This window comes from Streptococcus mitis NCTC 12261, assembly GCF_000148585.2.
Classification (GTDB): Bacteria; Bacillota; Bacilli; order Lactobacillales; family Streptococcaceae; genus Streptococcus; species Streptococcus mitis.
Genome location: NZ_CP028414.1, coordinates 1590422 through 1608142, shown reverse-complemented (window position 1 = coordinate 1608142; position 17721 = coordinate 1590422). Strand labels below are relative to the sequence as shown.

The following is a 17721-nucleotide window of genomic DNA, read 5'->3' as shown; positions in this document are numbered from 1 at the left end:
TTCTATTGAAATGATAGGAAAGGAAAAGAACTAGAGTGACAACTGTCATTCTGGAAAACTAAATTATGCTTGTATCTTATAAATGGTTAAAAGAATTGGTGGACATTGATGTGCCATCACAGGAGTTGGCTGAAAAAATGTCAACTACAGGGATCGAGGTAGAGGGTGTCGAATCACCAGCTGCTGGTCTCTCAAAAATTGTCGTCGGTGAGGTCTTGTCTTGCGAAGATGTGCCAGAAACTCACCTCCATGTTTGTCAGGTTAACGTTGGCGAAGAAGAAGCTCGTCAAATCGTTTGTGGTGCCCCAAATGTGCGTGCTGGTATCAAGGTTATGGTGGCTCTTCCAGGAGCTCGCATCGCTGACAACTACAAAATCAAAAAAGGGAAAATCCGTGGCTTAGAGTCACTTGGGATGATTTGTTCACTTGGCGAATTGGGAATTTCTGACTCGGTTGTGCCTAAGGAATTCGCAGATGGTATCCAAATCTTGCCAGAAAATGCCGTTCCTGGGGATGAAGTCTTCTCTTACCTAGACTTGGATGATGAAATCATCGAACTTTCTATCACACCAAACCGTGCGGACGCTCTTTCTATGCGTGGAGTAGCTCACGAAGTTGCATCCATCTATGACAAGGCGGTCAACTTTAAAGAATTTACTCTAACAGAAACAAACGAAGCCGCTACAGATGCACTTTCTGTAGGCATTGAAACAGACAAGGCTCCTTACTATGCGGCTCGTATCTTGGACAATGTGACCATCGCACCAAGTCCACAATGGTTGCAAAATCTCCTCATGAACGAAGGTATTCGTCCCATCAATAACGTAGTGGACGTGACCAACTACATCCTGCTCTACTTTGGTCAACCAATGCATGCCTTTGACTTGGATACCTTTGAAGGAACTGACATCCGTGTGCGTGAAGCGCGTGCTGGTGAAAAATTGGTGACCTTGGACGGTGAAGAACGTGACTTGGACGTGAATGACCTAGTCATCACTGTCGCAGACAAGCCAGTAGCTCTTGCAGGTGTTATGGGTGGTCAAGCAACAGAAATCTCTGAGAAATCTAGTCGTGTCGTCCTTGAAGCTGCAGTCTTCAACGGAAAATCAATACGTAAGACCAGCGGTCGTCTCAACCTTCGTTCTGAGTCATCTTCTCGCTTTGAAAAAGGGATTAATGTGGCAACTGTTAACGAAGCTCTTGATGCGGCAGCTAGCATGATTGCAGAGCTTGCAGGTGCGACTGTGCGTAAGGGTATCGTTTCAGCGGGTGAACTTGATACCTCTGATGTGGAAGTTTCTTCAACTCTTGCTGATGTTAACCGTGTCCTTGGTACAGAACTTTCTTACGCGGATGTAGAAGACGTCTTCCGTCGTCTTGGCTTTGGCCTTTCTGGAAGTGCAGATAGCTTTACAGTCAGCGTCCCACGTCGTCGCTGGGATATCACTATCGAGGCAGACCTCTTTGAAGAAATCGCTCGTATCTATGGTTATGACCGCTTGCCAACCAGCCTTCCAAAAGATGATGGTACAGCTGGTGAATTGACAGCCACACAAAAACTCCGCCGTCAAGTTCGTACCATTGCTGAAGGGGCAGGTTTGACAGAAATCATCACCTATGCTCTAACAACTCCTGAAAAAGCAGTTGAGTTTACGGCTCAACCAAGTAACCTTACTGAACTCATGTGGCCAATGACAGTGGACCGTTCTGTCCTCCGTCAAAATATGATTTCTGGTATCCTTGATACGGTGGCTTACAACGTGGCTCGTAAGAATAAAAACTTGGCCCTTTACGAGATTGGAAAAGTCTTTGAACAAACAGGCAATCCAAAAGAAGAACTTCCAAATGAGATCAACAGCTTTGCCTTTGCCTTGACAGGCTTGGTTGCTGAAAAAGATTTCCAAACAGTAGCAGTTCCAGTTGATTTCTTCTATGCTAAGGGAATCCTTGAGGCCCTCTTTGCTCGTTTGGGACTCCAAGTAACCTATACGGCAACATCTGAAATCGCTAGCCTCCACCCAGGACGTACAGCTATGATTTCACTCGGTGACCAAGTTCTTGGTTTCCTTGGGCAAGTGCATCCAGTCACTGCTAAGGCTTACGATATTCCAGAAACGTATGTAGCTGAGCTCAACCTTTCAGCCATCGAAGCTGCCCTTCAACCAGCTGCTCCATTTGTGGAAATCACGAAATTCCCAGCAGTTAGCCGTGACGTTGCCCTCCTTCTCAAGGCAGAAGTGACTCACCAAGAGGTTGTGGACGCTATCCAAGCTGCAGGCGTAAAACGTTTGACAGATATCAAACTCTTTGACGTCTTCTCAGGCGAAAAATTGGGACTTGGTATGAAGTCAATGGCTTATAGCTTGACTTTCCAAAATCCAGAAGATAGCTTAACGGACGAAGAAGTCGCACGCTATATGGAAAAAATCCAAGCATCGCTCGAAGAAAAAGTCAATGCAGAAGTGCGTTAAAGTATCAATCCATCCTTTGGGGTGGATTTTTGCTTTTCAAATAACAATTCAGGATCAAAAATAGACAGTTGAGGAACAGAGAAGATAAATTGGAGTTTACCAGTGTATAATGTACTCATAGCTCAAAGTACCCTAAGATTTTTTACTAAAATGAGGATGATAAAAATGGACAGAAATCATTGTAAAGGCTATCAAAAAGGAGTATAATGAGTGCAAGACATTTCGGAGGTGAAAGATGCTAGAAGTAAGAAGTCTAGAGAAAAGTTTTGGACCCAAGCAAGTTTTGTTTGGTATTGACTTTCAAGCGCGACCAGGTCGTATTTTGGGATTAGTCGGGAAAAACGGTGCTGGGAAGACAACGATTTTCCACAGTATTTTGAAGTTTTTAGAATACCAAGGAGAAATTAGTCTGGATAATCAGGATATTCGACAAGAGACCTACGCTCGGATTGGCTATCTGCCTGAAGAACGCAGCCTCATGCCTAAATTGACAGTCCTTGAACAAGTTCGTTACTTGGCGACTCTAAAAGGTATGGATGCCAAGGAGATCAAGGAAAAACTCCCTCAATGGATGAAGAGGTTGGAAGTGAAAGGGAAGCTGACTGATAAAATCAAGAGTCTGTCAAAAGGAAATCAGCAGAAGATTCAGCTCATTATTACTCTGATTCATGAGCCAGACTTGATTATCTTGGATGAGCCTTTCAGTGGATTGGACCCGGTCAATACAGAATTGCTCAAGCAAGTCATTTTTCAGGAAAAAGAACGTGGGGCAACCATTATCTTTTCTGACCATGTCATGACCAACGTCGAGGAGCTTTGTGACGATATTCTCATGATTCGAGATGGCCGTGTGGTCTTGCATGGACCAGTTCAGGATGTCCGCAATCAATACGGGAAAACGCGTCTCTTTGTTTCAAGTGAACGAAGCAAGGAAGAATTGGAAAATCTTCCTCATGTCAAGCAGGTAAGTTTGACCAAACAAGGCAGTTGGAAATTGATCTTAGAGGATGAGAGCGCTGGAAGGGAACTCTTCCCAATCTTGACTCAGGGGCAATACATCGCAACCTTTGACCAGCAAGCGCCAACAATTGATGAAATCTTTAAACTAGAATCAGGGGTGGAAGTATGAGAAATATGTGGGTTGTAATGAAGGAAACCTATCTTCGACATGTCAAATCGTGGAGTTTCTTCTTTATGGTGATTTCGCCGTTCCTCTTTTTAGCCTTATCTGTAGGAATTGGCTATCTCCAAGGATCTTCTATGGCTCAGAGTGGCAAGATAGCAGTAGTCAGCACTGTTCCAGCTGTGACAGACAGTCTTAAATCTACCAATGGTCTCAATTTTGATTATCAGGATGAAGCCAGTGCCCAAGCTGCTATCAAGGATGAAAAATTAAAAGGCTATCTGACCATTGACCAAGAGGATAGTGTCTTGAAGGCAGTTTATCACGGTGAAACTTCCCTTGAGATTGCTATTAAGCTAGGAGTAACGAGCAAGTTAAATGAGCTTCAAGATCAACTCAATCGTTCGGCAGCCAATTTGTCACAAGAACAGGAAAAACGCTTGGGACAAACAGTTAACTTTACGGAGAAAATTGATGAATCCAAGGAAAATAAAAAAATGATTCAAACCTTTGCGGCCGCAGGGCTTGGTTTCTTCCTTTATATGATTTTGATTACCTATGCTAGTGTCACTGCTCAGGAAGTGGCTAGCGAGAAAGGAACCAAAATTATGGAGGTGGTCTTCTCTAGTATCCGTGCTAGTCATTATTTCTACGCTCGCATGCTGGCTCTGCTTCTTGTGATTTTGACCCATATTGGCATTTACGTCGTGGGTGGAATTGCTGCCATTCTTCTCTTTAAAGACCTACCAATCTTGGCACAATCTGGTATTTTAAACCATATAGGAGAGGCTTTCTCGCTCAACACCTTATTGTTTGTCTTGGTTAGCCTCTTTATGTACGTTGTTTTAGCAGCCTTCCTAGGCTCTATGGTTTCTCGCCCTGAGGATGCAGGAAAAGCCTTGTCGCCTTTGATGATTTTGATTATAGGTGGTTTTTTTGGAGTGACAGCTCTAGGTACAGCTGGTGACAATCTCATCTTGAAGATTGGTTCATATATTCCCTTTATTTCGACTTTCTTCATGCCGTTTAGAGCTATTAATGGTTATGCAAATGGGTTAGAAACTTGGATTTCGCTTGCTATTACGCTTGCTTTTGCAGTAACGGCAACAGTCTTTATCGGACGTATGTATGCTAGCCTCGTTCTGCAAACAGATGATTTAGGTCCTTGGAAAACCTTTAAACGTGCCTTATCTTATAAATAGAAGAGCCTCGCGAAAGCGAGGTTTTTTAGAGATAAAAAGAGTGGAATTCAGAAAAATATTTTTCATATCTATTGACTTTTAGGGGTGAAATTTGGTATTATAGTAGGCGGTATTGTTTACCCCATTTGAAAGGCCCCGGAACCTTCCAAATACTTTTCGATGGGAAGGAACACCCATCACCGTAAACAAAAATCGAACTATATATAGGAGAAATCATGAACAAAACAACATTTATGGCTAAACCAGGCCAAGTTGAACGTAAATGGTACGTAGTTGACGCAACTGATGTACCACTTGGACGTCTTTCTGCAGTAGTTGCTAGCGTACTTCGCGGAAAAAACAAACCAACATTTACACCACACACTGATACAGGTGACTTTGTGATTGTTATCAATGCTGAAAAAGTTAAATTGACTGGTAAAAAAGCAACTGATAAAATCTACTACACTCACTCAAACCACCCAGGTGGATTGAAACAAATCTCTGCAGGTGAACTTCGTTCTAAAAATGCAGTACGTTTGATCGAGAAATCAGTTAAAGGTATGCTTCCACACAATACTCTTGGACGCGCTCAAGGTATGAAGTTGAAAGTATTTGTTGGAGCTGAGCACACTCACGCTGCACAACAACCAGAAGTTCTTGATATTTCAGGACTTATCTAAGGAAAGGAACAATAAAGTATGTCACAAGCACAATATGCAGGTACTGGACGTCGTAAAAACGCTGTTGCACGCGTTCGCCTTGTTCCAGGAACTGGTAAAATCACTGTTAACAAAAAAGATGTTGAAGAGTACATCCCACACGCTGACCTTCGTCTTGTCATCAACCAACCATTCGCAGTTACTTCAACTGCAGGTTCATACGACGTTTTCGTTAACGTTGTAGGTGGTGGATACGCAGGTCAATCAGGAGCTATCCGTCACGGTATCGCTCGTGCCCTTCTTCAAGTAGACCCAGACTTCCGCGATTCATTGAAACGCGCAGGACTTCTTACACGTGACTCACGTAAAGTTGAACGTAAGAAACCAGGTCTTAAGAAAGCTCGTAAAGCATCACAATTCTCAAAACGTTAATCAATACGATTATATCAACGTTTCAAAGCACTTTGCAAAAATTTTGCAAAGTGCTTTTTTGTCGATTTTTGAGCTCAAATAGCTTTGTGATAACCTTCTGATAACCTCTTCTAAATTTTTAAAATCATGATTTATTTTGCTTTATTGAGATAGTCTGCAAATTTGTCAATAGAGTTTTTCTCACCAGTTTTTGTGGTGTGAGTATAGACATCTAATGTCACCTGACTGCTTGCATGACCGAGACGTTTTGATGTATTAGAAGGATCGATTCCAATTTCAGACATAAGTGTTGCATGTGTATGTCTAAACCCATGTGGGCTAATTGGTTTTAATTTATGCTTTTTAATAATTCGATTCAGTACGTTATTAATGTAATCAGCATGCAAAGGTTCAATTTTGTCATTACTTGATATGTAAGAGAACATATATTCATCACTAATATTCAGCTTTGTAAGAGGAAGCTGAGATTGTTCTTTCAGATAGAAATTTCTCCATTGCTTAATAATATCGATTGTCTCATCATCAAGATAGATTGTACGAACTGAAGATTCATTCTTTGTGCTCTTTTCAATCGCTTTACCGTCAATTCTTCCTAGACTTTTATCTATGTTCAATAGATTGCTGTCAAAGTTAATATCAGCCCATTTTAAAGCGTATAACTCCCCTTTTCGTAGTCCACTAAATGCAAGCAGTCTAAATAAAGCAAAATGTTTAAATGGCTCAGTTTCTTTCACTATATCAAGGAAATGATGTAATTCCTCCAGAGACCAAAAATTATCTGATCTAGTTTTTTTGATTTTAGGCATGATAACATTCTTCATTGGATTTCGATCAATGTAGTTCATGTTGATTGCAAAATCAAAAATTTTTGAGGTATAGGATTTTATCTGTTTGATATTTTTGAAAGTCTGAGATTTTTGTGTAATAAAGTTTTGACAGTCTAAAGGACTGATTTGGTCAATAAATTTATCGCCAAATATTGGTAGAATATGTATTCGATAGATATTCTTAGTTTGGGAAGAAGTTGTTTCTTCAACGGTACCAACATAGGCATTAAACCATTCTTGATAAAGTTCTTTATAAGTGACTTTGGGGTTAGTTTTGTCGGTACTTACTGTGGGGGCAACGACACCAGCTTCTAAACGAGCTTCGTACAATTTTGCCTCTTTTTTGGTTTTGAACCCTCTCTTTAAGTGCCTTTTTTTCTTTCCATAAGCATCTAAGCCAATGTAAAAGCTGACATAGTATAGGATTCCTTTTTTTGTTTTGTATTTGTGTATAGACATTTTTTCTCCGTATCTAAGTTTTCGGAGCTTATGTAATTGAGAAATGAGTGTCTATCTATTTTTTCTATCTTCTTGGCGGATAGCGTATTCGTCTGTTTTAATCCAGCTCTGCCAAACTTTAGAATCTTTATTTTGGTGATTCATATAATCTATAAACTCAGACATAAAACGTTTGTTTTTCTCAGCTAGGTATTCTGAGAATATATGACGAAATTCATCTGAAAAACTATCATCAAGTGGTAGTGTTAATGCCCTTTCGCCAAATTCGATACTCTTCTTTAACTTCTCCATATCGCTTTTAAAAGGTGTCACAGAACCAATTTTAGATGTTTTGAAACTATCTGTAACAATTTTAAGATTTGATGGAGCGTGTGGGTTGCTATCAAGTCCCATAATGTAAGCGACGGAAACATTAAAGTATTTTGCCAATTTTTCAGCATTATCTTTTTTAGGTTTGCGGATTCCTTGATTGTATCCAGAAAGTGTAGGATAGGCTATATTTGTAGCTTCGCTAATTTCTGTCAATTTTTTTCCGCTATTTTCTATCAGTTTAGTAATATGATTCGTCATAAGAACCTCCTTTTTATCATTATAACACATTTTATTCTTTTTGAATAAAAAAGCTTGACAAAAATTCAAAAAGGATATATAATTCAAAATGAATAACAAATTAAATGGTTTCGGAGCTTATTTAATTTAGAAATGAGGTGTGAATTTATGTCGGAAACTACTTTAGTTGTCCAGCTTCCTAAAGAATTAGAGAAGCAATTACGTGCTCACTATGATGAGATGATTTCAAATGCTGTAGCAAGAGTATTTGAAGATAAAGAACTTTATAAACCCATGGTTCGTATGTCAGGTTTGTCTAGGTGGTTAGATGTATCTACGACAACAATCCAAAAATGGACGAAAGAAGGAATGCCAACCATGGTGATTGATGGAGTGACTTTATACGATAAAAGAGCAGTAACAAGATGGTTGAAGCAATATGAAAGATAGGTACTTGTATGAATGGTGTTCAGTGGATCAAGATAACAACAGATATATTTGATGATGAAAAAATTCAGCTAATAGAATCAATGCCAGAAGGAGATACTCTTATTGTAATATGGTTTAAAATTCTGGTGCTTGCAGGAAAGCAAAATAATAGTGGCATATTAAGTCTAGGGAACAAGGTTTATTACACAGAAGAGATGCTTTCAACAGTGTTTAGACGAAAGGCTACATCTGTAAAATTAGCTCTCAGTATGTTTGAAGAATTTGGCATGATAGAAATCATAGATGGCGCTATTACCATTCCAAAATGGGAGAAACATCAGAATATAGATGGCCTAGAAAAGATTAGAAAACAAACAAGGGAACGTGTTGCTCGCCATAGACAAAAACAAAAAGCACTAATTAAAGGCGAGCCACAACTCATTTTAGACTGTAACGTTACAGTAACGGATGAAAATGAGAATGTAACGCAAGAGATTAAGAACAAGAGTAAGAATAAGAAAGAGATTGAGAATATACTGGATAATAGTTCTAGAAAGACTGAAACTTATATTCCACCCAAATATTATTCTTTGTTAGAATCCATTTCTTATAAGTACAATGATAGATTTTTGTATCCTAACAATTACACTTTAACACATGCTCAGAAGATGAAGATAGGCGAGTATTTGGCTAGTGGGTATATAACTAGTGATGAAGTTATTAGCATGATTGAACGGATTCCTGAGGATGCGACTTCTCCTTTAGCGTATTTATTTAAGTCTATGGAGAATTTAAAGCAGGAACGTATGCTGGAGTGCAAAGCTATTGCCCATGAAAATGCCCGAAAGAAGTATATGATAAATGAGTAGATATAGGACTGTTCTAAAGAAATGTTATATCACTGAGGAGCAAAATGAAATAGTGAATAACTTGATTGAAATGACAAATCATCTAAGTTTTTCCTCTTATGCCAGAAAAATGTTATTTAAGAGCTCGCCTATTTATCTTCAATTTGATTTTGAATCTTATCATGACTTTATATTTCAAGTTAGAAGAATTATCAATAACTTACGTCAGTTAGAAAGAATAGCAGAACAAAGTGAAGATTTGGATAATGTAAGGATATTTCACTACTGCGTTGAGCTGATGATAGAATATGAAAAGAAGACAAGTAAACAAGTGAAAGAACTTGTAAAACGACTAAATAAGAAAACGAGGTGATAGGACCATGAGAATAAAATCTGTGTTGAAACAGGTGTTTTTGACGGAAGAAGAAAATAAAAAACTAAATGATTGTATGAGGAAGGAAAATATTCGTAATTTTTCTGAGTTTGCTAGACAAAAATTAATACGAACAGATTTGAACATCCAAAAAGTCTCTTTTGAAGGTTTAGTTCCTTTAACAGAAGAGTTGGAACAAGTCGGAAAGAATATCAATTCTATAGCCTGTCTTGCAACTGTAGTTGGGAGAATAAGCTATGAAAACAAAATGGATATGTCTATTTTGATGCAAAAAATAGTTGATGTGATGGAGGAAAAAGATGTTTATTTTCAAAAGTAATATGGATAAGGATTTTGATCAGATATGCGAATACATATTGAAATTAAAGCGAGCAGAATTATTTCTTCATGGAATTAAACAACAAGATAAAACGAAGGCTCGTTTGTATCATGCGATGCTGGAATACTATGATGCTAACCATAAAAAAGAAAGACATATGAGAATTTTAAAATAAGGAAACGCTGTTAAAAATTTTGCAGCGTTTTTTATATATCTTCTTAAAATATTTGTACACACAAATGACAGTCAAATTGATTTTTGGGATTATTTTATCGAGAAGGAAAGATTTCTCATAATATGACTTTGCGAGCTCAGAGTCTGTATACACACACTCCCAAAATCATCCCAAAATTTGTATACACAAAGTGTATGTACTTTTTGGGATGATTTGAATTTTGGGGAATCCCCAAACCCCTGATGAATTATACGAGCAAAAAAATACCCGCTATGCGGGTGTGTACTGACCCCCAAAAGTTAGACAGAAAAAATCTAACTTTTGGGGTCAGTACAAAAGCGTTTTTATTGTATAAAGAATATCAAATAGTTTGAGGGTTTTACTTGTCGCTGTATTTCTTCACTATCCTTTTTGTAATACTCCTGCTTTGTTCCTGAAATATCTACAGTGAATACGTCATCCTTGAAGGTATAATTCTCTTTTCGGTTTATGATATTAGAGCCAGTCGGTTCGATTGTTGCACTGTCTTTATCAATTGTAAAGGTGTCGGCCTCTCCTTTGTTGCTATTTCCTTTGTTACCTGAAATGGTAAAGGCAACTTCATTTCTACTCTCGTTTATTCAACGGTATTCGCCATCTAAAGAATTGCTTGATTGGTTAGAACATGCAATTAATAAAATTGTAGATAGAGACACTAAAAGTAATGTGATAAATCTTTTCATTTACATACTTTTTATTTCTATATTATATTAAAGAAACATTACATAAGTAAGAAAGTAATTTTTTAGGTTGATCTCTTTCTTTCGGGAAAATCATTATGTTTCGGAAAGTCAAGATTTTGTTATTATTTATGATATACTGGTACCGTAATTATATCCTTACAGAGGTTAAGTAAGGGTTTCAGTACACGTCAATAGATGTCAAAATATTGATTTTAAGCGATTTTTGATTTTTGGAAACTCATTATATCACACTACAAATCAATAAAAACTCTACCTTTTTTAGATAAATATATCATCTGGATATTGAAGTTTAAGCCCTGCTGTCATTTCGATGGCAGGGCTTTTTAATATTTGGTACACTAACTTCTTATCTATATTTTGGTAGATTTTAAGTTGACATCTACAAAGTTTAATGTTAGAATACATTCAAAAATATATTTGAATGAGGTATTTTATGATTCAAAATGTTGTTACTTCAATAATCCTGTATTCTGGGACAGCCGTAGACTTACTTATTATCCTAATGTTATTTTTTGCCAAAAGAAAAAGCAGAAAAGACATCATTAACATCTATTTAGGACAATTTCTAGGCTCTGTTAGTCTAATATTACTAAGTTTGCTTTTTGCATTTGTCTTAAATTATATTCCTAGTAAAGAGATTTTAGGTTTACTCGGTTTGATTCCAATTTTCCTAGGCCTCAAAGTTTTGCTTTTAGGAGATTCTGATGGAGAAGCTATTGCCAAAGAAGGTTTGCGCAAAGATAATAAAAACCTGATATTTCTAGTCGCTATGATTACTTTTGCAAGTTGTGGTGCTGACAATATTGGTGTCTTTGTCCCATATTTTACTACCTTAAATTTAGCAAATTTGATAGTAGCTTTACTTACCTTTCTAGTCATGATTTATCTCTTGGTTTTTTCTGCCCAAAAATTGGCACAAGTCTCTTCTGTTGGAGAAATTTTGGAGAAATATAGCAGATGGTTTATTGCCGTTGTTTATTTAGGATTGGGGATATATATCCTGGTTGAAAATAACAGTTTTGACATACTATGGACTATATTAGGCTAGGAGAAAATATTATGAAAAAAGATAGTATCTGCCAAGTGAATGTTATAAATCAGCAAAATATTACAACCGCAACGAACTACCTTGAAAAGGAAAAAGTCCAAAAATCACTTCGCATTTTAACAAAATTTACCGATAATAAACAGATAAATATCATCTTCTATCTTCTTGCTGTTGAAGAACTCTGTGTCTGTGATATAGCCTGTTTACTAAATCTCAGTATGGCATCTACTTCCCACCATCTTCGTAAACTAGCCAATCAAAACATCTTGGGCACTAGAAGAGAGGGGAAAATTATATATTATTTTATAAAAGATGAGGAAATCAGGGATTTTTTTAATCAACTAGGATAACAGCTATTTTTACTACTTTTCCATGATTCTAGGGAGCTACTCTATGAAATTTCGGGTCTTCGGAATATATAGTGGAATTACTTTCTTAATAGTTTAAAAACAACTGGTGTTTAAATCGGATTTTCTGGTGGGATGTTAGGATAATCAATAGTATTATATAAAAGTATCAATCACATACGAGTGATACTTTGGGAAAAAATAAAATAGTCCAATTTACTTGACCGTGTACTATGGTACATGGTTTATAATATTCAGGGGGTGAAATAAGATGATTTATCGCATTAGTGAGTTTGCAGATAAATGTGGAGTTAATAAAGAAACGATCAGATATTACGAGCGAAAAAATTTATTACAAGAACCTCACCGAACGGAAGCTGGTTATCGGATATATTCATATGATGACGTTAAGCGTGTTGGGCTTATTAAACGAATACAGGAACTTGGTTTCTCTTTAAGCGAGATTTATAAATTACTTGGTGTTGTAGATAAAGATGAAGTTCGTTGTCAAGATATGTTCGAATTTGTTTCTAAAAAACAAAAGGAAGTGCAAAAACAAATAGAGGATTTAAAACGAATTGAAACTATGTTAGACGACTTAAAACAACGATGTCCAGATGAAAAGCAATTACATTCGTGTCCAATAATAGAAACATTAACATGAGAGATTAATTAACGAAAGGAGCTTTTTTATGAATAAATTTAAGGTAAACATTTCAGGAATGACTTGTACGGGTTGTGAAAAACACGTAGAATCAGCACTTGAAAAGATAGGTGCTAAAAATATTGAGTCTAGTTATCGTCGTGGTGAAGCAGTATTTGAACTGTCCGATGATATTGAGGTTGAAAGTGCAATAAAGGCGATTGCTGACGCAAATTATCACCCGGGCGAAGCAGAAGAAATACAAGTGCAATCGGAAAAAAGGACAGATGTAAGTTTAAATGATGAAGGTAACTATGATTATGATTACATCATCATCGGTTCTGGTGGAGCTGCCTTTTCATCTGCCATTGAAGCCGTTACTTTGAACGCAAAAGTGGCTATGATTGAGCGTGGAACGGTGGGTGGAACTTGCGTTAATGTCGGATGCGTTCCTTCTAAGACCTTATTAAGAGCAGGGGAAATCAATCATCTAGCAAAAAATAATCCATTTGTGGGATTACACACTTCGGCTTCAAATGTTGATTTAGCGCCATTAGTAAAACAAAAGAATGATTTAGTAACCGAGATGCGAAATGAAAAATATGTGAATTTAATTGATGATTATGGTTTTGAATTAATAAAAGGTGAAGCAAAATTCGTAAATGAAAATACAGTTGAAGTAAATGGCAATCAAATCACAGCCAAAAGATTTTTAATAGCTACAGGTGCTTCTTCAACTGCACCTAATATTCCCGGATTAGATGAAGTAGATTATTTAACAAGCACTAGCTTATTGGAATTAAAGAAGGTTCCAAATCGTCTTACCGTAATTGGTTCAGGATATATCGGCATGGAATTAGGACAACTATTTCATAACCTCGGGTCAGAAGTCACTTTGATTCAAAGAAGCGAGCGTCTATTAAAAGAATACGATCCTGAAATTTCAGAAGCCATTACTAAGGCCTTAACAGAACAGGGAATTAATTTAGTAACAGGTGCAACCTATGAACGAGTTGAGCAAGATGGAGACATTAAAAAAGTTCATGTTGAGATAAATGGTAAAAAGCGAATTATTGAAGCAGAACAATTGCTAATTGCCACTGGAAGAAAACCAAATACAGAATCATTAAACTTACATGCAGCAGGCGTTGAAGTTGGTTCCCGTGGTGAAATTGTCATTGATGATTATCTTAAAACGACCAATTCCCGAATTTATTCAGCTGGAGATGTCACTCTCGGTCCCCAATTTGTTTATGTAGCTGCTTATGAAGGTGGACTTGCTGCTCGTAATGCAATCGGAGGACTAAATCAAAAGGTCAATTTAGAAGTGGTTCCAGGCGTTACGTTTACTTCTCCATCGATTGCAACGGTTGGTTTAACGGAGCAACAGGCAAAAGAAAAAGGATATGAAGTGAAAACATCGGTATTGCCGTTGGATGCTGTTCCAAGAGCGCTCGTTAATCGGGAAACAACAGGTGTTTTCAAATTAGTGGCAGACGCGAAAACATTGAAAGTGTTAGGGGCGCATGTAGTGGCAGAAAACGCAGGAGACGTAATTTATGCAGCAACATTAGCTGTGAAATTCGGTTTAACTGTTGGAGATCTGAGAGAAACGATGGCTCCATATCTAACAATGGCAGAAGGATTGAAGCTGGCTGTCCTAACTTTTGATAAAGATGTTTCGAAATTATCTTGCTGTGCAGGCTAAGGGAACTTTTTTACAACTCCCTATTCAAGTGAACCAGCTAATGCTTTAAGGGATTTTCTAAGTGCATTTGTGGTCACAAAAATAATTTAACACTGATGATTTCGACATCAAATCTATAATTGATACCTTAACACTGCAGAGTAATAAAGGATGAATAATATGTCAGACTTATTATCCCTACCAGACATTAAAACAATAGAACCGCCACAAGAAAATGAAACCGATATGATGTTTAAAGTTGAAGCAGTCGGACCACCTGAACGTTGTCCTGAATGTGGTTTTGACAAGTTGTACAAACACAGTTCAAGAAATCAACTAATTATGGATTTGCCCATTCGTTTAAAGCGAGTGGGCTTACAATTGAACCGTAGACGATACAAGTGTCGTGAATGCGGATCTACCTTCTGGGAACGCCTAATATCTGTAGATGAAAAGCGTAGTATGACCAAAAGGCTTTTAAAGTCCATTCAAGAGCAATCCATGTCTAAGACCTTTGTAGAAGTCGCAGAAAGCGTTGGTGTTGACGAGAAAACCATTAGGAACGTTTTTAAGGACTATGTGGCACTCAAAGAACGTGAATACCAGTTTGAAACTCCTAAGTGGCTTGGGATAGACGAGATACATATTATCCGTAGACCTCGGCTTGTATTGACTAATATTGAACGCAGGACTATTTATGACATCAAGCCTAACCGTAACAAGGAAACAGTCATCCAACGTCTTTCAGAAATCAGTGACAGGACTTACATTGAGTACGTCACAATGGATATGTGGAAGCCCTACAAAGACGCAGTGAACACTATCCTTCCACAAGCTAAAGTTGTCGTAGATAAGTTTCATGTAGTTAGAATGGCTAATCAAGCCTTAGATAACGTCAGAAAGTCTTTGAAAGCCCATATGAGCCAAAAAGAAAGACGTACCCTTATGCGTTAAAGGTTTATCCTTCTAAAGCGTAAACACGATCTAAATGAACGTGAATCATTCCTCTTAGATACTTGGTTAGGTAATCTTCCTGCTTTAAAAGAAGCCTATGAACTCAAAGAAGAGTTTTACTGGATATGGGATACTCCTGATCCAGATGAAGGTCATCTTCGTTATAGTCAATGGAGACACCGTTGTATGTCCAGCAACTCTAAAGACGCATATAAAGACCTCGTGAGAGCCGTAGACAACTGGCATGTTGAAATATTCAACTACTTTGATAAAAGGCTCACTAATGCTTATACGGAGTCAATTAACAGCATTATTAGGCAGGTAGAGCGAATGGGTAGAGGTTACTCGTTTGATGCCTTACGAGCCAAAATCCTTTTCAATGAGAAGCTCCATAAAAAGCGTAAGCCACGATTTAATTCAAGTGCTTTCAATAAAGCTATGTTATACGATACTTTCAATTGGTATGAAGTGAATGATCACGACATTACAGACAACTTAGGTGTCGATTTTTCCACACTTATTAAGAATTTGGAGAAGGGTGATTTATAAGCCCTTTTCCACCATAAAATCCGAATACCCGAAATTTTTTGATGAAAATTACTCACAAGAAATAATATATAGAACTGTTTAAATATCTTCAGGATAGAAAAAGAAATTGTCCAGGCACGAAGAAACTGTATATTTGTTGCTAAACTGTACATCATCTTTATGATACGGTATTTCGTATTTCTCAACTACATAAGCTCCGAAAACTAAAATGTGATAACCCTTTGATAACCTCTCGATTTTCAAAAGGATTATATATGTAAATATTGAGGATTTATCTCTTAAAATTACTTGATTTTAGTGATAATTTACCATAAATATCATAATGTAGAAAAAACCAGGTCTTAAGAAAGCTCGTAAAGCTTCACAATTCTCAAAACGTTAATCAATACGATTATATCAACGTTTCAAAGCACTCAAAAGTTTACCTTATGGGTGCTTTTTTCGTGTTTTTTTGAAAAGTTCACCTCAAAGTTTACCTTATTTTCACCTTATTGTTTTAGAGACTTTAAAGCAAATTCACCTACTGTCATAGGAACTACATTAGAAGTATTTACATAAATCTGTGTTGTTCCTGTGTCACTGTGTGTTAGAGCCTCAGAAATAGCTTCTAAGCTCATTCCTGCTTGTTTAGCAAGCGTTGCTCCTGTATGTCGCAGTTTATGAGGTGTAGCATGTGCCAGCTCTTTATGTCGCTTTCTAATGCTTTTCATTTTATTGTTTAGATAGTCAGCATGTAAAGGCTTGTTGATGTTTCCTCTTGTGTCGATATATGTAAAAACAAATTGTTCTGGATTACTGATGATGCCAAACTTTGCTAGTTCATATTTTTGTTGCTCTTTCCAAGAGGTAAGAAGTTGAAGTAAATCATTAGAAATAGAGAAAATAGTTTTCTTATTTCCCTTTGTTGATTTTACTTCTCCATATCTATCTAAAGCTTGAATTAGCTGAATCTGTGATTTTGAAAAATCGATATGTTTCCATTGAAGAGCATAGGTTTCAGATTTTCTATCGCCTAAGAAAAAAGTAAGATAAAATAGGACATAATCTTTAAGGGTTATTTTATCATTCTCTAAATCTTCTTGAAATGCTGAGAACCATTCTTGGAGTTGTTCATGAGTTAGATATAAATCTTCCTCTCTCTTTGACTCTGCAAGTTGAATCTTTTTAGTAGCTTTTATTCGTCTTAATATTTTTGCGATTTTATTCGCTTCAATATATTCCAGTTCTTCTGCCCAGTCAAAAATAGAAATCACATAGCTACGTAAAGATTTAAAGTTCGCATATTCGTTAGCTTTTGATGTCATAAGGTTTAAAATAACCTGCTTGTTTTGATTTAGAAACTGTATTGTATAATTTCCAAGAAGTGGTAGTATATGTTTTTCAAAACTACGGACTATCTATTAGATGGAAAAAATGACGACATTGATTTATCAAATATCGAAGTATTGTTCCGTATGACTTCTGATGGATTGACAGAGGAAGAAAAGGTAATCTTTCGCGATGAGTTGATTGAATTCATGAAAGAGCATAAAAAACTTTTTGATGAGGACAAAAAATGAGACTTAAAGAACATAGACAACAGCGTAGAATGGTTCGTGCGGAACTGGCAAAAGAAATCTAAACGATTGTACGTAGTATCAGCCGTTGGGGAAATTGTGAGACTGATATGCTTTTGTGAACAGCTATTCAGTTGGCTAAGTTTTTTGAAGTAAGTTTGGATGAGTTTGTAGGATAAAATGTTCTTGACAGAATTCTCGAATTATTTTATACTTTAAATGCGTATGAACAGATTCTATGGCTTAGCGTTTCGTAAGTCGTTCTCCCTCTAGCAGGGGGATATAGCAAGTTACTTTAGCTTCCTAGAGGTCTAGTTGACTTGTC

General features: G+C 37.0%; 16 protein-coding genes and 4 pseudogenes. 15 read left to right on the top strand and 5 right to left on the bottom strand.

The features are described from left to right. The first annotated feature begins 65 nt into the window (after positions 1-65). From pheT to rpsI, 5 genes are all read left to right on the top strand, one after another. Positions 66-2471, top strand: a complete 2406-nt coding sequence (pheT, locus tag SM12261_RS08130) for a phenylalanine--tRNA ligase subunit beta (RefSeq protein WP_000961526.1) — start codon at positions 66-68, stop codon at positions 2469-2471. A gap of 235 nt (positions 2472-2706) precedes the next feature. Then, a complete protein-coding gene (locus tag SM12261_RS08125; RefSeq protein WP_000895284.1) occupies positions 2707-3600 on the top strand; it encodes an ABC transporter ATP-binding protein in 894 nt (297 codons plus the stop codon). Then, on the top strand, positions 3597-4796 hold the full coding sequence (locus SM12261_RS08120; RefSeq protein ID WP_001245398.1) for an ABC transporter permease: 1200 nt from the start codon (positions 3597-3599) through the stop codon (positions 4794-4796). Before SM12261_RS08125 ends, SM12261_RS08120 begins: the two co-directional genes overlap by 4 nt. Positions 4797-5011: 215 nt before the next feature. Next, on the top strand, positions 5012-5458 hold the full coding sequence (rplM, locus tag SM12261_RS08115; RefSeq protein ID WP_001044624.1) for a 50S ribosomal protein L13: 447 nt from the start codon (positions 5012-5014) through the stop codon (positions 5456-5458). An 18-nt stretch (positions 5459-5476) separates the two neighbouring features. Beyond that, positions 5477-5869, top strand: coding sequence for a 30S ribosomal protein S9 (gene rpsI / locus SM12261_RS08110; RefSeq protein ID WP_000075964.1), 393 nt, complete (start codon positions 5477-5479; stop codon positions 5867-5869). Positions 5870-6000: 131 nt separating this feature from the next. Here rpsI and SM12261_RS08105 read toward each other — a convergent pair whose 3' ends face one another. Both SM12261_RS08105 and SM12261_RS08100 read right to left on the bottom strand, forming a co-directional pair. Beyond that, positions 6001-7155 (bottom strand): site-specific integrase, encoded by a 1155-nt coding sequence (locus SM12261_RS08105; protein ID WP_000022155.1) that lies wholly within the window; start codon positions 7153-7155, stop codon positions 6001-6003. A 51-nt stretch (positions 7156-7206) separates the two neighbouring features. Further along, positions 7207-7725 (bottom strand): helix-turn-helix domain-containing protein, encoded by a 519-nt coding sequence (locus SM12261_RS08100; protein WP_000181350.1) that lies wholly within the window; start codon positions 7723-7725, stop codon positions 7207-7209. 147 nt (positions 7726-7872) lie between these two features. Between SM12261_RS08100 and SM12261_RS08095 the strand changes: the two genes are divergently transcribed. The 4 genes from SM12261_RS08095 (at position 7873) to SM12261_RS08075 (ending at position 9869) form a co-directional block, all read left to right on the top strand. Then, positions 7873-8154, top strand: coding sequence for a hypothetical protein (locus SM12261_RS08095; protein WP_000005472.1), 282 nt, complete (start codon positions 7873-7875; stop codon positions 8152-8154). An 8-nt stretch (positions 8155-8162) separates the two neighbouring features. Then, on the top strand, positions 8163-9002 hold the full coding sequence (locus SM12261_RS08090; protein WP_001014725.1) for a phage replisome organizer N-terminal domain-containing protein: 840 nt from the start codon (positions 8163-8165) through the stop codon (positions 9000-9002). Between the two features lie 359 nt (positions 9003-9361). Continuing rightward, on the top strand, positions 9362-9694 hold the full coding sequence (locus tag SM12261_RS08080) for a hypothetical protein (protein WP_001220781.1): 333 nt from the start codon (positions 9362-9364) through the stop codon (positions 9692-9694). Continuing rightward, a complete protein-coding gene (locus SM12261_RS08075; protein WP_000469564.1) occupies positions 9675-9869 on the top strand; it encodes a hypothetical protein in 195 nt (64 codons plus the stop codon). The genes SM12261_RS08080 and SM12261_RS08075 overlap by 20 nt, the downstream gene beginning before the upstream one ends. Before the next feature lie 344 nt (positions 9870-10213). On the opposite strand, the pseudogene SM12261_RS09745 reads toward SM12261_RS08075, so the two are convergent. Both SM12261_RS09745 and SM12261_RS09650 read right to left on the bottom strand, forming a co-directional pair. After that, positions 10214-10591, bottom strand: a pseudogene (locus tag SM12261_RS09745) (hypothetical protein). A gap of 251 nt (positions 10592-10842) precedes the next feature. Beyond that, positions 10843-11017 (bottom strand): annotated as a pseudogene (locus SM12261_RS09650) (FanG protein). Positions 11018-11045: 28 nt separating this feature from the next. On the opposite strand from SM12261_RS09650, the gene SM12261_RS08060 reads away from it, so the two are divergent. The 5 genes and pseudogenes from SM12261_RS08060 to SM12261_RS08040 all read left to right on the top strand — a co-directional run bounded on the left by SM12261_RS08060 (position 11046) and on the right by SM12261_RS08040 (position 15840). Further along, positions 11046-11660, top strand: coding sequence for a CadD family cadmium resistance transporter (locus SM12261_RS08060; protein WP_000615751.1), 615 nt, complete (start codon positions 11046-11048; stop codon positions 11658-11660). 11 nt (positions 11661-11671) lie between these two features. Next, complete coding sequence (gene cadX, locus SM12261_RS08055) at positions 11672-12010, top strand: Cd(II)/Zn(II)-sensing metalloregulatory transcriptional regulator CadX (RefSeq protein WP_000711088.1); 339 nt, start codon at positions 11672-11674, stop codon at positions 12008-12010. 268 nt (positions 12011-12278) lie between these two features. Further along, entirely contained in the window at positions 12279-12671 is a 393-nt protein-coding gene (merR, locus tag SM12261_RS08050; RefSeq protein WP_000640389.1) for an Hg(II)-responsive transcriptional regulator, read from the top strand. 28 nt (positions 12672-12699) lie between these two features. Continuing rightward, on the top strand, positions 12700-14358 hold the full coding sequence (gene merA / locus SM12261_RS08045; RefSeq protein WP_001031943.1) for a mercury(II) reductase: 1659 nt from the start codon (positions 12700-12702) through the stop codon (positions 14356-14358). Between the two features lie 159 nt (positions 14359-14517). Then, positions 14518-15840, top strand: a pseudogene (locus SM12261_RS08040) (ISL3 family transposase). Between the two features lie 488 nt (positions 15841-16328). On the opposite strand, the pseudogene SM12261_RS08035 reads toward SM12261_RS08040, so the two are convergent. Continuing rightward, positions 16329-17225 (bottom strand): annotated as a pseudogene (locus SM12261_RS08035) (site-specific integrase); the annotation flags it as partial. Here SM12261_RS08035 and SM12261_RS08030 point away from each other — a divergent pair. After that, positions 17214-17399 (top strand): hypothetical protein, encoded by a 186-nt coding sequence (locus SM12261_RS08030; RefSeq protein WP_004239148.1) that lies wholly within the window; start codon positions 17214-17216, stop codon positions 17397-17399. The pseudogene SM12261_RS08035 and the gene SM12261_RS08030 sit on opposite strands and share 12 nt — an antisense overlap. The last annotated feature ends 322 nt before the right edge of the window (positions 17400-17721 follow it).

Coding starts and splice junctions, on each gene's coding strand:
- SM12261_RS08080 (WP_001220781.1), top strand. CDS start 9,362: ATGAGAATAAAATCTGTGTTGAAACAGGTGTTTTTGACGGAAGAAGAA.
- rplM (WP_001044624.1), top strand. CDS start 5,012: ATGAACAAAACAACATTTATGGCTAAACCAGGCCAAGTTGAACGTAAA.
- SM12261_RS08100 (WP_000181350.1), bottom strand. CDS start 7,725: ATGACGAATCATATTACTAAACTGATAGAAAATAGCGGAAAAAAATTG.
- merA (WP_001031943.1), top strand. CDS start 12,700: ATGAATAAATTTAAGGTAAACATTTCAGGAATGACTTGTACGGGTTGT.
- SM12261_RS08030 (WP_004239148.1), top strand. CDS start 17,214: ATGTTTTTCAAAACTACGGACTATCTATTAGATGGAAAAAATGACGAC.
- rpsI (WP_000075964.1), top strand. CDS start 5,477: ATGTCACAAGCACAATATGCAGGTACTGGACGTCGTAAAAACGCTGTT.
- pheT (WP_000961526.1), top strand. CDS start 66: ATGCTTGTATCTTATAAATGGTTAAAAGAATTGGTGGACATTGATGTG.
- SM12261_RS08090 (WP_001014725.1), top strand. CDS start 8,163: ATGAATGGTGTTCAGTGGATCAAGATAACAACAGATATATTTGATGAT.
- SM12261_RS08105 (WP_000022155.1), bottom strand. CDS start 7,155: ATGTCTATACACAAATACAAAACAAAAAAAGGAATCCTATACTATGTC.
- merR (WP_000640389.1), top strand. CDS start 12,279: ATGATTTATCGCATTAGTGAGTTTGCAGATAAATGTGGAGTTAATAAA.
- SM12261_RS08075 (WP_000469564.1), top strand. CDS start 9,675: ATGTTTATTTTCAAAAGTAATATGGATAAGGATTTTGATCAGATATGC.
- SM12261_RS08120 (WP_001245398.1), top strand. CDS start 3,597: ATGAGAAATATGTGGGTTGTAATGAAGGAAACCTATCTTCGACATGTC.
- SM12261_RS08060 (WP_000615751.1), top strand. CDS start 11,046: ATGATTCAAAATGTTGTTACTTCAATAATCCTGTATTCTGGGACAGCC.
- SM12261_RS08095 (WP_000005472.1), top strand. CDS start 7,873: ATGTCGGAAACTACTTTAGTTGTCCAGCTTCCTAAAGAATTAGAGAAG.
- cadX (WP_000711088.1), top strand. CDS start 11,672: ATGAAAAAAGATAGTATCTGCCAAGTGAATGTTATAAATCAGCAAAAT.
- SM12261_RS08125 (WP_000895284.1), top strand. CDS start 2,707: ATGCTAGAAGTAAGAAGTCTAGAGAAAAGTTTTGGACCCAAGCAAGTT.